16 protein-coding genes and 1 pseudogene are annotated in these 15,330 nt (G+C 64.4%); 7 read left to right on the top strand and 10 right to left on the bottom strand.

The genetic code is table 11. From position 1 onward, the window contains the following. Positions 1 to 6: 6 nt before the first annotated feature. The 5 genes from MJO58_RS15480 to MJO58_RS15460 form a co-directional block, all read right to left on the bottom strand. Positions 7 to 870: an ABC transporter permease gene (locus tag MJO58_RS15480; protein ID WP_090602989.1), complete on the bottom strand. Its 864-nt coding sequence runs from the start codon at positions 868 to 870 to the stop codon at positions 7 to 9. Between the two features lies 1 nt (position 871). Beyond that, on the bottom strand, positions 872 to 1,666 hold the full coding sequence (locus tag MJO58_RS15475; RefSeq protein WP_090602987.1) for an MlaE family ABC transporter permease: 795 nt from the start codon (positions 1,664 to 1,666) through the stop codon (positions 872 to 874). 480 nt (positions 1,667 to 2,146) lie between these two features. Then, positions 2,147 to 2,818, bottom strand: a complete 672-nt coding sequence (locus tag MJO58_RS15470; RefSeq protein ID WP_090602985.1) for a TetR/AcrR family transcriptional regulator — start codon at positions 2,816 to 2,818, stop codon at positions 2,147 to 2,149. Between the two features lie 99 nt (positions 2,819 to 2,917). Next, positions 2,918 to 3,229: a hypothetical protein gene (locus MJO58_RS15465; RefSeq protein WP_090602983.1), complete on the bottom strand. Its 312-nt coding sequence runs from the start codon at positions 3,227 to 3,229 to the stop codon at positions 2,918 to 2,920. Between the two features lie 195 nt (positions 3,230 to 3,424). Further along, positions 3,425 to 4,420: an Acg family FMN-binding oxidoreductase gene (locus tag MJO58_RS15460; protein ID WP_090602980.1), complete on the bottom strand. Its 996-nt coding sequence runs from the start codon at positions 4,418 to 4,420 to the stop codon at positions 3,425 to 3,427. A gap of 105 nt (positions 4,421 to 4,525) precedes the next feature. Here MJO58_RS15460 and MJO58_RS15455 point away from each other — a divergent pair, with 105 nt between their 5' ends. Further along, entirely contained in the window at positions 4,526 to 5,497 is a 972-nt protein-coding gene (locus MJO58_RS15455; RefSeq protein ID WP_239719953.1) for an aldo/keto reductase, read from the top strand. Positions 5,498 to 5,504: 7 nt separating this feature from the next. Here the strand turns inward: MJO58_RS15455 and MJO58_RS15450 are convergent, their stop codons facing one another. Together MJO58_RS15450 and MJO58_RS15445 are read right to left on the bottom strand one after the other, a co-directional pair. Further along, positions 5,505 to 6,638 carry an ecdysteroid 22-kinase family protein gene (locus MJO58_RS15450; protein WP_239719952.1) on the bottom strand — a complete coding sequence of 378 codons (1,134 nt, stop codon included), beginning with the start codon at positions 6,636 to 6,638 and terminating at the stop codon, positions 5,505 to 5,507. Between the two features lie 106 nt (positions 6,639 to 6,744). Next, positions 6,745 to 7,365 (bottom strand): TetR/AcrR family transcriptional regulator, encoded by a 621-nt coding sequence (locus MJO58_RS15445; RefSeq protein ID WP_239719951.1) that lies wholly within the window; start codon positions 7,363 to 7,365, stop codon positions 6,745 to 6,747. 136 nt (positions 7,366 to 7,501) lie between these two features. Between MJO58_RS15445 and MJO58_RS15440 the strand changes: the two genes are divergently transcribed. From MJO58_RS15440 to MJO58_RS15430, 3 genes and pseudogenes are all read left to right on the top strand, one after another. Next, positions 7,502 to 8,632: an Rv3169 family protein gene (locus tag MJO58_RS15440; RefSeq protein ID WP_239719950.1), complete on the top strand. Its 1,131-nt coding sequence runs from the start codon at positions 7,502 to 7,504 to the stop codon at positions 8,630 to 8,632. Beyond that, on the top strand, positions 8,629 to 9,699 hold the full coding sequence (locus MJO58_RS15435; protein WP_434086241.1) for a phosphotransferase family protein: 1,071 nt from the start codon (positions 8,629 to 8,631) through the stop codon (positions 9,697 to 9,699). The genes MJO58_RS15440 and MJO58_RS15435 overlap by 4 nt, the downstream gene beginning before the upstream one ends. Before the next feature lie 53 nt (positions 9,700 to 9,752). Then, positions 9,753 to 10,014: pseudogene (locus MJO58_RS15430) on the top strand (NAD-dependent epimerase/dehydratase family protein); the annotation flags it as partial. Between the two features lie 103 nt (positions 10,015 to 10,117). Here the strand turns inward: MJO58_RS15430 and MJO58_RS15425 are convergent. From MJO58_RS15425 to MJO58_RS15415, 3 genes are all read right to left on the bottom strand, one after another. Continuing rightward, a complete protein-coding gene (locus MJO58_RS15425; RefSeq protein WP_239719949.1) occupies positions 10,118 to 11,233 on the bottom strand; it encodes an NAD-dependent epimerase/dehydratase family protein in 1,116 nt (371 codons plus the stop codon). Positions 11,234 to 11,241: 8 nt separating this feature from the next. After that, a complete protein-coding gene (locus MJO58_RS15420) occupies positions 11,242 to 11,772 on the bottom strand; it encodes a nuclear transport factor 2 family protein (RefSeq protein ID WP_090602966.1) in 531 nt (176 codons plus the stop codon). Positions 11,773 to 11,856: 84 nt separating this feature from the next. Beyond that, the gene (locus MJO58_RS15415; RefSeq protein WP_239719948.1) at positions 11,857 to 12,669 is read right to left on the bottom strand and encodes an acyl-CoA thioesterase; all 813 of its coding nucleotides are present in this window, start codon (positions 12,667 to 12,669) and stop codon (positions 11,857 to 11,859) included. Here MJO58_RS15415 and MJO58_RS15410 point away from each other — a divergent pair. The 3 genes from MJO58_RS15410 to MJO58_RS15400 are packed head-to-tail and all read left to right on the top strand — an operon-like array spanning position 12,668 to position 15,325. Then, positions 12,668 to 12,940 carry a nuclear transport factor 2-like protein gene (locus MJO58_RS15410; protein WP_239719947.1) on the top strand — a complete coding sequence of 91 codons (273 nt, stop codon included), beginning with the start codon at positions 12,668 to 12,670 and terminating at the stop codon, positions 12,938 to 12,940. The genes MJO58_RS15415 and MJO58_RS15410 overlap by 2 nt on opposite strands. Positions 12,941 to 12,980: 40 nt before the next feature. Next, positions 12,981 to 14,309 (top strand): acyl-CoA dehydrogenase family protein, encoded by a 1,329-nt coding sequence (locus tag MJO58_RS15405; RefSeq protein ID WP_338048776.1) that lies wholly within the window; start codon positions 12,981 to 12,983, stop codon positions 14,307 to 14,309. Then, a complete protein-coding gene (locus MJO58_RS15400) occupies positions 14,306 to 15,325 on the top strand; it encodes a zinc-dependent alcohol dehydrogenase family protein (RefSeq protein WP_239719946.1) in 1,020 nt (339 codons plus the stop codon). Before MJO58_RS15405 ends, MJO58_RS15400 begins: the two co-directional genes overlap by 4 nt. Positions 15,326 to 15,330: the final 5 nt, after the last annotated feature.

Here is a 15,330-nt window from a genome sequence, read left to right as displayed (position 1 = left end):
GGGCGGCTACACGGTGAGGTTGAAGTTCGGGCTTTTGCCATAGACCGCCATGGCGGTCAGCACGACCACGACAACGATCGTGATCAAGGACAGCCGCATCGACCGGCCGACCGCTTCACCCACGCCGACCGGCCCACCGGTGGCGGTGTAACCGTAGTAGCAATGGGTGGTCATCACGACCACCGCAACCAGGATCACCTCTGCGAAAGACCACCCCACGTCGGTGAGGCGCAGGAACGTGTGGAAATAGTGGTTGTACGTGCCGATGGACTGCCCGTAGAAGAACACCGTGGTGACCTGCTGGGACAGGAAGGCCATGGTCATCGCGAATCCGTAGAGCGGGACGATGACGACGAGACCTGCCACCACGCGGGTCGACGCCAGAAATGCGACCGACCTGATCCCCATCACTTCCAGGGCGTCGATCTCCTCGCTGATGCGCATGGCGCCCAGTTCGGCGGTGGCCCCGGCACCGACTGTGGCGGCCAGGGCCTGACCGGCGGCGACCGGTGCTACAAACCGCACATTAACCAGTGCGGCCAAAAATCCGGTGAATGCCTCTACACCGATGTTTCCCAGCGTGGCGTAGCCCTGGATGGCGACCAGGGAGCCGGCTGACAGGGTGATGAAGCCGACGATGGCGGCAGTGCCGCCGACCACGGCCATGGCGCCCGTGCCCATCCCCATCTGGGCAACCATCCGCAGCAACTCTTTTCGGTAGTTGTGCAGCGCGTAGGGGATCTGCGCGACCGCGGTCAGCGCGAACCAGACCATCTGTCCGATCTCGACCATCAGCCGCACCGGGACGTGCCGGTATCGAACGAAGGCGGCCCGCGGGAAACGAATATGGGGCGCGGCTGCTGTCGTCATGTCAGCGCCCCGTGCCGAAGCGGACGCCGATAGTGGTCAACGCGGCGTTAACCGCGAACAGCGCGATGAAACACAGCACCACCGTCTCGTTGACGGCGGTGCCCAGACCTTTGGATCCGCCGCGGACGATCAGCCCGCGATAACAGCCCACCAGTCCGGCGATCAGTCCGAATGTCGCGGCCTTGATGAACGCGATGACCACTTCTGGTAGACCGGTGAGCGCTGTCAAGGTCGAGAGGTAAGCGCCGCTCGAGACGTGTTGCAGGTACACGCTGAACAGGTAGCCGCCGCCCAGGCCAACGGCGACCACGAGGCCGTTGAGCAGCACGGCGACGATCGTCGAGGCGACCACGCGTGGCAGGACCAGCCGGTGGATCGGGTCAATGCCGAGCACTTCGAGCGCATCGATCTCCTCGCGGATGGTGCGCGCACCGAGGTCGGCACAGATGGCGGTGCCTCCGGCGCCGGCGACCACCAGCACCGTCACGATCGGGCCGAGCTGGGTGACTGCGCCGATCGCGGCACCGGCACCCGAGACGTCGGCGGCGCCGATCTCGGCGAGCAGGAGGTTGAGTGTGAAGATGAGCAGCACGGTTTCCGGGATGGACACCGCGATGGTGGGCAGCAGCGATACCCGCATCAGGAACCAGCCGTTCCAGATGAACTCGCGCCATTCGAACGGCCGCTTGAGGGCTTTGGCCGTCAGCACACACATTCGGAAGAACCCGCCGGCAACTTCTGTGCCGGGTCGGATCCTGGCGAGTACTCTGCCGCCAATCACGCTCGAGGTTGTCATCGGCGCGACCTCCGACGTAACCACGCTCGTCGGGTCTCATTCCCGGCCGGTGTCCTCGCCGCCGTCGTCATGAGCGACCGCGATGTTGGTCTGCGGCGAAAAGCGGTCCACTGTAATGGATTCCAAGCCCAATAGGAGTGCCGGGAACTTTAATGTTGTTCGCGCCAAGTGCCGCAGTCCCGGTTTTCGCCCCCCGGATCCCTGTCGGCCGCGTTTGCTCCACGCTGCAACTATGGCATTAGACCGTACGGTCAGTCAATAAAATCGGACGGCATGTTCCCACCACCCTGACCGCCCCGCGCCGGGCAACCACCCGCTTGGTCGTAACCAGGCGTTTGTGCTTACTGGGTGGGCTCCCCGGCGCCGGACGCCCGCTGAACACGGAGCGTGTGGAGGCGAACGGCCGACGACAGCTCGGTGGTTCAAGTTAATTCCGTTGCGGCAATTCCACTGGCGCGCAGGGCATTCTGCGCGATGCGGTCAAGAGGCAGCACTCGTCACTTCGGCCAAGCAATCGCGCACCACCGAGACGACGTTCGCCGACGGGTCTGCCCACTTACTCAGCCCTAAGCGGTCGAGTAATAGTCCGCCGAGAAACACGTCGACGAACGCGGCACCGACTTGTTCGGGCGTTCGGGATTCGGCTGGATCGAACCAGACCCACATCCACTGCAATGACCCCCACAGCTGCAATGCCGCCAGTTCGACGTCCACGTTCCGGAACACGCCGCTGTCGATCCCGGTGCGGATCTCGTCATTAGCGAGAGCTTGTAATTGATGACGCAGCTTACGCACTTGTTGCATCGCCGGATCGTCGGACAACTGCACGACTTCACGCTGGCTTGCGACCGTCGCGTTGCGGGCGATCACTTGCAGCATCGCCGAGGCGTAAATGATTGCTGCGATGCGTTCGTGCGGCGCGGCCAGCCGATCCCATACCATTCGTAGCGCGTCGAGCTGCAGGCCCAGGTGGGCTTCTTCCAGCTCTCGCAACATCTGCGCTTTGGTTCCGAAGTGATGGACGATGGTGCCTTTAGACATGCCGAGCTCGTCGGCGATGTCGCCCATATTCGTTCTGTCGTAACCGCGTTCGGCGACATAGCGGACAAACGCGTCGAGAATCTCGCTACGTCTACCAGGCAATCGGGGCATCTTGAACCCTTCGGCTAACCGTACGAACGGTCTATCATAACCTCCGGGACGAGAAGAAGCCGCTACCGATCGGGCCGGCGGGGCGGTGTGTCCGGTGGTTCAGAGGGCCTTCAATGCCCGGGAGCCGGTCGCATCCGGTGCGGTGATCACATACGTGTTCGCGCCGGGTGCTGACCTGAGTTCGCCAGCGGTGTATAGGGTCATGAGCTCTCTGCCATCACCGTCAGCAATGCACACATAGGTGTCGGTCTCAGGGTCATAGTCGAAGCTGTCCCAAGCCAATACGAACGCCAAGCAATTACCTTCGCGGTCCGTGACGACCAGCTTGTGGACACCGGACTCTTTCAATATTTTGGCATCCTGCGCGCGCTGCTGAGGGGACCGATTGTGGACCGTTACGCTGTTTGTCATTGCGTACTCCTTTGCCGATGCAATTTCCGTCTGGCCCGAGCGCCCAAATACTCTCAATTTGCGTAACGTTACTCTCCGGAAATCGCCCCGACGAGGGCATTACGGCCCCTTTCTGGAGGCCGTAGGTCGCATTGCAAAGAGCCGCTTTTCGGCGGCTCAGTCGGTGAGAAAAAGTGTTATACCGCGCCGCGGTCGTCAACCAGATTCATTGGGGCTAAACGTCAGAACCTCACCCAGTGGCCGCCGCGGCGTCATCGGGGTCGCCTCGGTGGGGCCGAGTGCTTCGCCGACGCGGATCAGGAGCTGCGGCATCGCGGCCCGTCCGATCAGACTCGCGATCAGATCGCGACTGGCCCACAGTTCGGTGAGTTGGGTCAGTGTGCAGGTCGCCATCCCGGCTAACGTGCACTCCAACAGCACCGACGACAACGCTTCGCCGCACCGCAGAGCGTCAACGGGAGTGTCCTCGTCGGTCGACAGAACGAGCACGGTGGATTGGTCTTTTCCAAGCGGGGTGTGCCGCTCGTTGTGCGGACTAACGGGGAAGGCTCTTCCGATGTCGACCTGATCGTCCTCGGTTGCCGACAACAGTGAGGTGCGCGGAATTCCGTCGGCGCTCTCGAAATGACCTGTCCACCAGTCTAATTCGGTATGATACGAGGTATCGTATAGCCGCAGCGACTCGGTGAGTCGCGACGCCCGGGCTAATTGTGGCCGCAGCTCTTCGGGGATCACGTCGAGGTGAATTGTGGCGCAATCGACGGCTTTTTGCAGTCTTGCTTCCAGGGCCGTCCAGTTACTCGGTGGGGAGAAGGGGAGCCGATCGGTGCGGCGGTGTGCGATGGCGTCGGCCCGTCGGCGATTGTCGTCGGTGACGGGCCGGCGCGGGCCGAGATCGACCGATGCGAGAAGATCCGAGTTGTCCGGGTCAGGAAAGCGATCGACCTGACTTGCCCACCCTGCTGCAGCCAACGCCACGCGCAGGTGGTCGAGTACGGCGCCGCAGCTGATCAGCGCCTCGCGCCCTGATTTGTCGGCGGCTGGCAGGCTGCGGCTTTCATCGATGTAGAGGAGCAACCGTGAGCCGGTGGCAACCCACCGCCAGGGCTGGCTGTTGTGCAACGACGGGGCCCTGCAGGCCAGCTGCACGGCGTCCCTGAGTACGTCGATGTCCACCAACGCATCCGGCATGTTCGACCTCCAATCTAAGGTCAATCGTGGAACACGAGCGCGGACAGCACCAGGGTCGTTGGTCCTCGAGTGCAACATCGGCACGGTGGAACAGGAGAACGTGGCATGAAACAGGCTCACCTCGGCGACTTGCAGGTCGGGCGTATCGGCTTGGGCGCGATGGGTATGTCCGCCGCGTACTCGATCGGCGGCTTTGACGACGCCGAATCCATCCGCACGGTGCACCGCGCCATCGATCTCGGCGTCACGCTGATCGACACCGCGGAGATCTACGGCCCCTTCGTCAACGAGGAGCTGCTCGCCCGAGCCCTGAAGGGCCGGCGTGACCGCGTGGTGCTGGCCACCAAGTTCGGTCTGATCTCGCACACCGGACGCAACGGCCTAGACAGCAGCCCCGCCAGCATCCGCGTCGCGGTCGACGGATCGCTGAAAAGGCTGGCGACCGACCACATTGACCTCTACTACCAACACCGCCTTGACCGCGATACCCCGATCGAAGACACCGTTGGGGCGCTGGCCGAGCTGGTCGCCGCCGGCAAAATACGGCACATCGGTCTTTCCGAGGTCGGGGTCGGCACCATTCGCCGCGCGCACGCGGTGCACCCGCTCGCCGCCGTGCAATCGGAGTACTCGCTGTGGACCCGCGATCCCGAAGACGGGATCCTGGCAGCGCTGCGCGAACTGGGCATCGGGTTCGTCCCATACTCACCGCTGGGCCGTGGCTTCCTCACCGGCGCAATACGATCCAACGCGGAGCTGCCCGATACCGACTACCGTAAAACCAACCCGCGCTTCTTCGACGAGAACTTCCGGCACAACCTGCGCAGCGCGGACGAGCTGCGCGAGATCAGCACCGACATCGGCGCCACTCCCGCTCAGGTCGCACTGGCCTGGCTGCTGGCCAAGGGGCCCGACATCGTGCCCATTCCGGGGACCAAAAAGGTTGCGCGCCTTGAGGAAAACGTCGGTGCCGACGGCATCGAACTCTCGCCTGAGCAGCTCTCCCGGCTGGACCGACTCACCCCGGCGGCCGGAGGCCATCACGCCGAAGCGCAAATGGGGTGGATCGACCGCTAGCCGCCGCCTACAACGAACGTTTCAGCGCAGCAACGGTTTCCAGGTCGTCGAGAGCCGCGACGCCGCGCCGCAAGCCCTCTATCGCGATATCTTCGACCTGCATTCCGCCCATGCCCGCGGTGATCAACGGTGCGACATAGGCATACAGCGCACCCTGCCGGTAGCGCAGCCAGAGGTCGTCGCGGTCCAGATCGGGTCCACCGGCCGCGACCAGTGCCTGTCGATAGATGTCGAGAAGTTCGCGCTGAGTGGTCTGGCGGTCGTCGGGCGTCAGGCTGGTGATCAGGGTGTAGGCCAGTTCGCGGGACGGATGGCCGCGGCGTACCGCCTGCCAATCCAGTAGCCCGGCCTCGCCATCGCGGAAGTACATGTTGCCCGGGTGGGCGTCGCCGTGCATGACGGTATGCGGTGCAGTGTCGATCACCGCCGCGACCGCGCGATAGTTCTCGGCGATGAATCGGCCGTTCTCCACCGGGATCGAGGTCCGCCCGCTGAGTCGCTTCATCGAGGTGGTCATCAGTGAACCGGTCAACAGCGATGTGACGTCACCCGACGGCGTGTAGAGCCAATCCAGCGGCCCGCGCCCGTTGTGGCGCATGCGGTCCCAGAAGGTTCCGTGCAGGGTCGCCAGCAACTCGACGATCAGGCCGGCCTGATCGGTGGACAGCGGGTGCAACGTATCCGGGAAGACGCACGACTCGGGCAGGTCTTCCAGCACCAGCAGGTAGCGACCGGTCCAGGTGTCGAAGGCCGCGCCGTAGGCGACCGGGACGCCCGCGAGATCGGGGGCGAGCTGGCTGTAGAAGCGCACCTCGGTGTTGCCCAGCCGGCCCAGCTCACCCATCAACCGGGTGGCGGCGGTCTGCGCCGTGATCTTGACAAAGACCGACTCCGGTACGTCATCGCCCGTCAGCACCAGCCGGGCCCGCGACGAGGTGCCGGCATCGCTGGTGAGCACCCGGATCGACCTGACGTTGCGTCCTATCACACGCGAAAGCGCCGCGGTGTTTAGGTCGCCGACCGCGCGGGGCAGGCCCGCACGGCTGCCGACGACCGCGTCGGCGGTCACCCGGCCGATTCCCCGGCCGAGGTGAGCGGCCAGTCCGACGGCGGAAATGGCCTGTTCAACAGCGTTTTTCATGACTGTCCATCCCTGGGTGCGCCGCCGCCAGATCCGCGGGGTGGCGCGCGAGTACGAGTTGCCAAGACAAAAATAGCTGAATGTCTGGACATCAGACAAAGTGAGACTAATGTCTGATCTGTGGCACCAGGGCCCGTACCAGGAACTGCTCGACGAATTGGCGCTTGTCAGCCACCGGGCGCAGTCGCCATGCCGGCGCCAGCAGGAACAACGTCGTGGTGCTCAGCCATTGCACGATTGAGCGGGGGTCGAGGTCGGTGTAGAGGTTGCCGGCGTCCTTCCACCGCTGCAGCAGCGGGCCGTAGTGCGCCAACATCAGCTCCACCATCGGTTCGGACCCCAGCTGCAGAGCCGCGGGCACCGCGGTGCTCTCCGCGGCGAACAGGGCCTCGTTCAACGGGTTGCCCGCCACCGACTCAACCCGCGCCAACACCATCTCGGGTATCGAGCGCACCGGGTCGTCGGGGTGACGCAGCGAGCCGACCAACTCGCCCAAGGCCGCGTCGACCCGCGCCAGCATCAGACCCAGCAGGACCTCGTCGCGGTTGGGGAAGTACCGGTAAACCGTCGAGCGGGATACCCCGGCCTCATCGGCCACCTCGGCCATCCGGATCTGGGCGTTGCCCCGCCGCACGATGCAGCGGCCCGCAGCGTCCAGCAGGCGACGCCGGGCCTCCTCGTCATCGAGGATCGCGCGGTCGTCGCCCCACCACCGGCTCGGTTCCATTGCAGCGATAGTAGGGGATGTGTTGTGCCGTTGAGTATCTGATGCGCGAGTTTCGTAAGGAATTTTCCATCGATCTGGCGTGATTGCTAAAACCGTTCGATGGCAATCGATTTCGCAATCCGACAGAAAGGAATTCATGGGTTACGGTGCCGCCGACGAGTCATTTACCCATCAGCTGCCAACCACATTCGATCAAGTGCACGATCCCGATCCGACATGGTCGGACCGCTGCTACTTCTTCGCCGCCTCGCCGGACGGCACCCTGCTGCTGGCCAGCGGCTACGGTAACAACCCGAACACCGGCACCGGGTTGGGATACGTCAAGGTCAGCCTGGCCGACGGCCGGCACTGGGATCTGCTGGCCGGCCATCCGATCAACGGTGGTGGCCGCGGCGATCTGAGCGCCGGGCCGATGCGTTGGACGTGTGTCGAGCCCCTGAAGAAGTGGCGTCTCGACGTGGAGCCCAACGATTCCGGCATCGCGTGGGAGCTCTATTACGAGCCCACCGCGCCGATGTGGGAGCTGTTGCCGATGAAGGTGCACGGCTCCGACGGCCGGATGCTGGCCGACATGTACCACATGAAAGAGCCGGGGCGCTGGACCGGCTGGGTACAGATCGACGGCGAGCGGATCAGTGTCGACGGTTTCCATGGCGGGCGGGATCGCACCTTCGGGGTGCGTGTCTCGGACAAGATCGATTTCTGGTTGTGGCTCGACGCCGGTTTCGAAAACCGTGCGATCGAGGCATGGATCATCGAATCATCGGATGGCACAGTCAACTACGTAGATGGCGGCATCACCCACAATGATGGCACGCTGTCGAATCGGTTTGTGAAGATCGAGCACGACGTCGAATTCGACGGCGACCTCAAGCGGCCCGCCCGCGCTGTCCTCGTTTTCACCGACGGGGACGGAACGACCTACCGGGTCACGGCCGACGCGCCGCATCAACACGTCAACGCCTATTACGGCCTGCCGATGGCGCACTGCCAGTATCAGGACCTCGGCGACGGCGCGTACTTCATTCACTTCCAATGGGACAGCAACGATTCCGCGCACCTGAGCGAGACCGAGGGTAAATCGATGGCGCTGGACCAGTTGATGCGTTTTGAACTCGACGGCGACACCGGCTGGGGCATCTTCGAGTTGCTGATGGGCGGCCAGGGCTATGCGCGTTACCCGAACTGGGCGGCCATGGACATGTCGGCCTTCACCCAGGACAAAACCCCGGTCGAACGGTTGCCGGACGACGGAGTACGCCAATGATGCACGACACCAATGTCGCTGAGCGTTTGACCGCCTGGCTGCGCACCCGACTTAACGTCGCCGACGTCCGCATCGAGGGCCTCGATCGGGTGAGCTTCGGCCATTCCGCCGAGATGATGGTGCTCACGGTCGTCACCGGCGACACCCGCCGGGATGTCGTGTTGCGGTTACGCCCCAAACCGCCTGCGCTGCTGGAACCCTACGACCTCGAACGTCAATTCTGGATCCTGCGTGCGTTGCAGGACAGCGCCGTTCGTGTGCCGCCGGCGCTGTGGCTCGAGGACAGCGGCGACGTCCTGGGGCGGCCGTTCTTCGTGATGGAGCGGGTCGACGGCGACGTCTACGAAATGGAAGCACCCGCCGACGCGCCGGGCGCGATGGTGGTGCGGATGTGTCGAAGTCTGGCCGAACAGCTTGCGGCCATTCATTCGGTCGACCTCAAGCAGACCGGGCTCGACGCCCTCGACGACGGCAGCAATCACCTGCGCCGCGAACTCGACCACTGGGCGTCCGAAATGGACCGGGTCAAGCGGGATTCGCTGCCCGCGCTGGAACGGCTCCTGCAGGCACTGCGCGACAGCCAGCCGGAGCCGTGCCCGAAGGTCGCCCTGGTGCACGGGGACGCCAAGCCGGGCAACTTCGCGTTCACCGGCGGCGAGGTCAGCGCGGTCTTCGACTGGGAGATGACCACCGTCGGTGACCCCCTGACCGACATCGGCTGGCTCGAACTGCTGTGGATGCAGCCCGTCGGCATCACCAGTCACCCTGACGCACTGGACATCGAGGCACTTCTCGAGCATTACCAAACGGCCAGCGGGATCACCCTGCGGCACCGATCCTGGTATCGCGCGTTCAACGCGTACAAGATGGCCGTCATCTGCCTGATCGGCGCCATGCTCGTCGACGGCGGGCATAGTGACGATCAAAAACTCATGCTCGCCGCGTACGGCACGTCGATGCTCACCCAGGTTGGGCTGGCGGAACTGGATATCACCGAGCCGATCGACGACGGTCCGGTTCTGCCACGTGAGGAACGTATCCGGCAACTGCAGACAAACGCCCCCTAGGGCCAGCGGAATCCGTTGGGCTATTGTCCACGGGGCAATAAGGGGAGATAGCCATTACTCGCGAGAAGAAGCTCGTGATCGGAGCCAGCGGCTTTTTGGGATCACACGTCACCCGTCAGCTTGTCTCCTCGCGCGCCGACGTTCGAGTGATGTTGCGCCGCAACAGTTCCACCAAGGGCATCGATGACCTTCAGGTCGAGCGCTGCCCGGATGTGGCTGGGCGACCCAGCACCGTTGTTCCAGACGAATGTGGAGGGTCTGCGTCACGTGCTGGACGTGGCCCTGGATGCCGACCTGAAGAAGTTTGTATTCAGCTGATGTCGCCCCTAGACCACGGCAAGGCCGAACGCATACTGGGGTCGACGCCCCAACCGGTCGAAGACTCGATCCGCAAAGCCGCGTTCTTCGCGTCGCGCAACTAGTCGGCTTGCTTCTCGGCGTGAGCCAGCGCCGCCGGGCCATATTTGTTTTCGATCATCGCCCACGGGTCGGCGTAGGGACCACGGCCCTCGGCGCGGTTCTGCACCTTGATCACGATGCGCAGCACCGGCCGCAGGATCGGACCCAGCACGCGTAAGACGAAGCGCATCTTGCCCTGGGATTCAGCGACCCAGTCCATGGTCTGCTGCCAGTCGTGCTCTTGAAAGTCAAGCAGCGCTTGCGCTTCCGTGGTGTCGTACCAGCCGGTGAAACTCCAGCCCCGGTCGTCGTCGGGATCACCGGTCAGACCCACCGACGAACCGAGGCGACCCAGGCCGACAGCGGTCATCAGGTCGCCCTCGAGTTCATGCTCGAGCATGACGCACGTTTCGTTTCCGCCGATCAACAGTGCCTTGCCGGAAATCGTGGCTTCGCGATCGACGCCGTTGGCAAATGCCAGCGCCGCGTCTCGTGCGTCCACCGTGTGTAGCCGGTTGTCGACGGGCATAGAACGCATGATCACCAGATTGTCGCCGTCGACACCACCCGATTGGGTATCCGGTGAGATGACCCCGGCCAGTCGGTACAGCGCGTGTGGGAGGCCGCTGGCCCGGATCGCGGCCTCCGCCAGCACTTTGTCCTGCCCATACTGATCGATGGGGTTCACCGGGGTATCGGGGGTGATCCGTTCCGGATACCGGTACGGATTACGCGAGCCGTAGACCGCGGCGCTGGACGCCATCAGGAACAGCGGGGGCCGCGGCAGGGCGGTGGCCGCCGCCAACAGGTTCTCCGTGCCCCCGACGTTGACCTTTCGTGCCAACGCGGGATTGCGGTATGACACCGGTGCGACCACCGCGGCCAGATGAATGATGGCTCCCGGCTGGTGGGTCATGATCAGCTCGCGCACCGCTTCGGCGTCGGTCAAGTCGACGTAGGCGGCAATCAACGCCTCAGGTTTGGCGATAGCCGACAATTCTTCTTGCACCGCAACGGTTTTGTCGTTTCGAAGGTCGGTCGCGATGACCGTTCGACCCCGCTCGAGCAGAATCTGGGCGCATCGCTTGCCGACCTGTCCGAACGCGCCGGTGACCAGGATGGTGTCGACAGTCATGGAGTCTCCTATTTCTCCAGCAGCCGGTTGGCGAACCTGGCGGCAGTGTTGCGGATCCGGTTGGAGATGTAGAACGAGAAAACCGGCGTCACGATGTCCTCGCGGAGCCGAGTCAGTTTGGAGCTCTTGATAAGCCACCGCCCGGCCGTGTTCTCGTAAGTCTCGTGATAGTGGCCGTAGCCCACCAGGCTCACACCGGGCCCGAACCGCACGACGTCTTGCAGGGCCCACACCCCGCGCGCCGTCGTCGCGGAGGTGAGGTCGATCTCGGGGGCGTGTACTTGGTGGGCGGTGGCCTGCGCGGGGCGTCCGATGCTCTTACGGGTGAACGCGACGAAGTCGTCGGCGCCTTCGATCAGCTTGCCGCCCGCCTCGGAGGTGTCGCTGACGAAGTCGTCGGCGAAGATCGCACGCCACGCGGCCCAGTCCTTGGTGTCCAGGTACCGGCAATAACGGGCCTTGAGTTGCTTGATGGACTCGATCGCCAGCAGGGTGGCGGCGTGGTCGTCAGCGATCACATCGTTCGCGCGCTCAGTCATTGCGGCTCGATTCTGGTGTACCGGTTTCCTCGACGTCACGCCCAGCCTGACATTGATGCGCAAGCCGCACATCAGCGGGGCGGGTCAGGCCTTGAAGTAGACGATCTGATGCGTGGTGGCCAGCAGCGCGCCGCCGCGACTCCACACTTGCGCGCTCTGATCGGAATATCCATGGGTGAACCGATCGGCGTGAGCGCAGGCTAGGACGAAGTCGCCGCCAAGCGCGTCCAGCTCCTGCTGATCGGCATGGAAGTAGGTCGTCATCGAGATGGTCCCGACCGGGACGACGCCGCCGCGGCGCTGGAATACCCGCGGGTAGAACACGTCGCACAGGGCGGCCAGCGCAGGGTAGTCGACCGGGCGCCGCTCGCGGTCGCGCACCCATAGTGCGATCTGCGATGCCGGGCTGGGCTGGGCGTCGGGGCCGGGAAACGCGCCCTCGGCGAAGCGCATGTCGTACAGGCGCGCCCAGGCGACGACGACCTCCGGGCCGCCTCCGGGGGTGAGTTGTTCCGGGGGAGGGGCGTTCGGTGGCCGCGCTTCGGTGTCGGCCCAGGTATCGCGCCGGATGCCGAATACCGCGGTCGCGGTGGTCTTGACGTCGCCGTCCTGGCTGAGTTCGGCAATCCAGTGCTGACTGCTGCGGTTAGTGCGCGGGGTTCGAAGCGAGATGTCGAAGTCGCCGTCGGCGACGGGGCCGGCGAAGTTGACCGTCACCGCCAACGGCGCACCGATGCAGCCAGGATGAGTCTCGATGGCACGCAGCAGGATTGCGGTGGTGATACCGCCGAACGGGCCGACCATGTTGGCCCACTCCGGATGCGTCCGGCCGCGCCTGGTGTCGGCGTCGCGGACATCGAGCTCGAGGGCCCTGTCGAAAGGATGGGTCGGCGTCATGCTGACGGCAGACTACTTCGCGGCGACCCGAACGCCGGACACCGGGGTTATCACATTTGCCCCGACGCTTCCTCGCTGCGGCGCGCTTCACGATGCGGGCAACCGCGTTTTTCGCCGGCGGCAGCCCTACGAGAACGAGTACTGCGTGTGGGTGCAGGTGCAGGACGGGTTGATCGTCCGGGTCTGGAAGTACCTCGACGTTGCCCATGCGACAGGGCAATTTCAGTTCGTGATCGATCGAGACGAAGCAGGGTGTTGCGCTGACGTATGACACCATGATTACACTGTGATCTCGCTGTAAGGAAGTGCCGATGTCGCGAGTGCGACCGATGGTGAGGACCGCGATGGCATGGGATTTCGAGACCGACCCAGATTTCGCTGAAAAGCTTTCCTGGATGCGCAATTTCATCGATTCCGACGTCATCCCGCTGGAACCCATCCTGGCCGAGATTGCGCCCGACGACTGGCAGCCGGTCAAGCGTTACCTACAGGGAAAGGTCAAGGCGCAGGGGTTATGGGGTCTGTTCCTCGATCCCAGCCTGGGCGGCGCGGGATTGGGCCAACTCAAGCTCGCGCTGATGTCGGAGATCATCGGCCGGTGCATGGTCTCGATGGAGCTGTTCGGGGTCCAGGCGCCCGACAGCGGGAACATGGAGTTGCTGGCACACGGCGCGACCGACGCGCAAAAGCAGCGCTGGTTGCATCCCAATCTCGACGGGGAGATATCCAGCGCGTTCGCGCTGACCGAACCTTTTCTTGCTGGTGCCGACCCGACCGTCATCGCCACCACCGCTGTGCTCGACGGCGAAGACTGGATCATCAACGGCCACAAGTGGTTTACCACCAACGCATCCTGTGCCGACATCATCTTGGTGGTTGCCGAGACGGACCCGGCCGGCCGGCCACACCGGCACGCGTCGATATTCGTGGTACCGGTTGCAACGCCGGGGTGCAACATCGTCCGGGACATTCCGACCATGGCGCATCCCGACCCGGAGTTCGGCCGGCGTGGTAACCATGCCGAGGTGGTGTTCGCCGACTGCCGAGTTCCCGCGGATCATCTGATCGGCCCGCGTGGCGGCGGATTCGTGCTGGCGCAACAGCGTCTTGGCGGCGGCCGCATCCACCACTCGATGCGCTGGCTCGGGCAAGCGCAGCGCGCCCTGGACATCATGGGTGAGCGCGCGGTCTCGCGCCGGTCGCACGGTCGCCTGCTGGGCGAACATCAGATGGTGCAAGACTATATCGCGCTGTCGCACACCGAGATTCAGTCAGCACGATTGCTGACCTTCCAGACCGCTTGGAAGATGGACCGTTTCGGCGCGGCGGAGGTGCGTGCCGAGCTGGGCATGATCAAGGCCCATGTATCGAAGGTGGTGCTCGCCGTGCTCGATCGCACCATCCAGGTGTGCGGGGCGCTGGGGTATTCCGGTGACCTGCCGGTTGAATCCTGGTATCGGATGACGCGATTCGGATCGATCGGCGACGGTCCCGACGAGCTGCACAAGTCGGTGTTGGCCCGGCACGTGCTCAAGAAGTACCGTCCGGTGCAAGGTTGGCCGACCGATCACCTTCCTTCGCGGCGGCCGGCGGCGGAACAGAAATGGCAAGCACTGCGTCAGGAGGCCGGCGTCGCATGAGTATTCCGAATCGTCAGCGGGCCATCGTCATGACCGGGCCCGGCGAGCCCGTGCAGACCGTCGAAATGCCGGTGGGCGAGCCCGGCCCCGGGCAGGTACTGGTCAAGATCAACGCCTCGAGCCTCAACTTCCACGACAACGTCAATCTGATGGGCCTGCTGCCTGGGCCCTGGCCGCGGGTTCCGATGACCGACGGCGCCGGGGAAGTGGTGGCGATCGGGCCGGGGGTCGACGAGTTGCGGCCCGGGGATCGCGTCATGGGTGCGTTTCACCCGGGCTGGCACGACGGCCCGCCCACCCCGCAAGCCAAGCGTGAAGTGCCCGGCGACACCTGCGACGGGTGGCTGCAGCAATACCGGGTCGAACATGTCGCCGGCCTGGTCCGCACGCCTGCGCACCTCAGCGATGTCGAAGCCGCGACGATCCCATGCGCGGGTGTCACGGCGTGGAGTGCGTTGGTGGAAGCAAACATCGGCGAAGGCGACGTGGTCGTGACCCAGGGCACCGGTGGAGTATCGCTGTTTGTCGTACAACTAGCCCGGGCGCGGGGTGCCACCGTAATCCTGACCTCGTCGTCCGACGACAAGCTCAAGGTCGGATCGGATTTGGGGGCAACGCATCTGGTCAACTACCGAACCACCCCGGACTGGGAGACGCAGGTCAAGGGACTGACCGCCGGTCGTGGGGCCAAGCTGGTCGTCGACCTCGGCGGCCCCGCGACGCTGCCGCATTCGCTCCATGCGGCCGCCATGGGCGGCACGATCGCGGTGATCGGTGTGCTCAGCGGATTCGACATGGCGTCCATCGCGGTCGCCGAGGTGATGTTGAACAACCTGCGCGTCATCGGAATCACGGTGGGCAGCGTGCGCGCTCACCGCGACATGTGTGAGGTGGTGTCCAAGGCCGGCATCAAACCGCAGATCAGCCACGTTCTCGACTGGCAGCACCTCGACGAGGCGCTGCGGGTGATGCGGGCAAACGAACACATCGGCAAAATCACCCTGACTATCCGCTAGCTGCA

The sequence above is a fragment of the Mycobacterium lentiflavum genome (genome assembly GCF_022374895.2).
Classification (GTDB): domain Bacteria; phylum Actinomycetota; class Actinomycetes; order Mycobacteriales; family Mycobacteriaceae; genus Mycobacterium; species Mycobacterium lentiflavum.
Note: the sequence above shows the minus strand (reverse complement) of the source record. Positions and strands in the feature narration are given on the sequence as shown.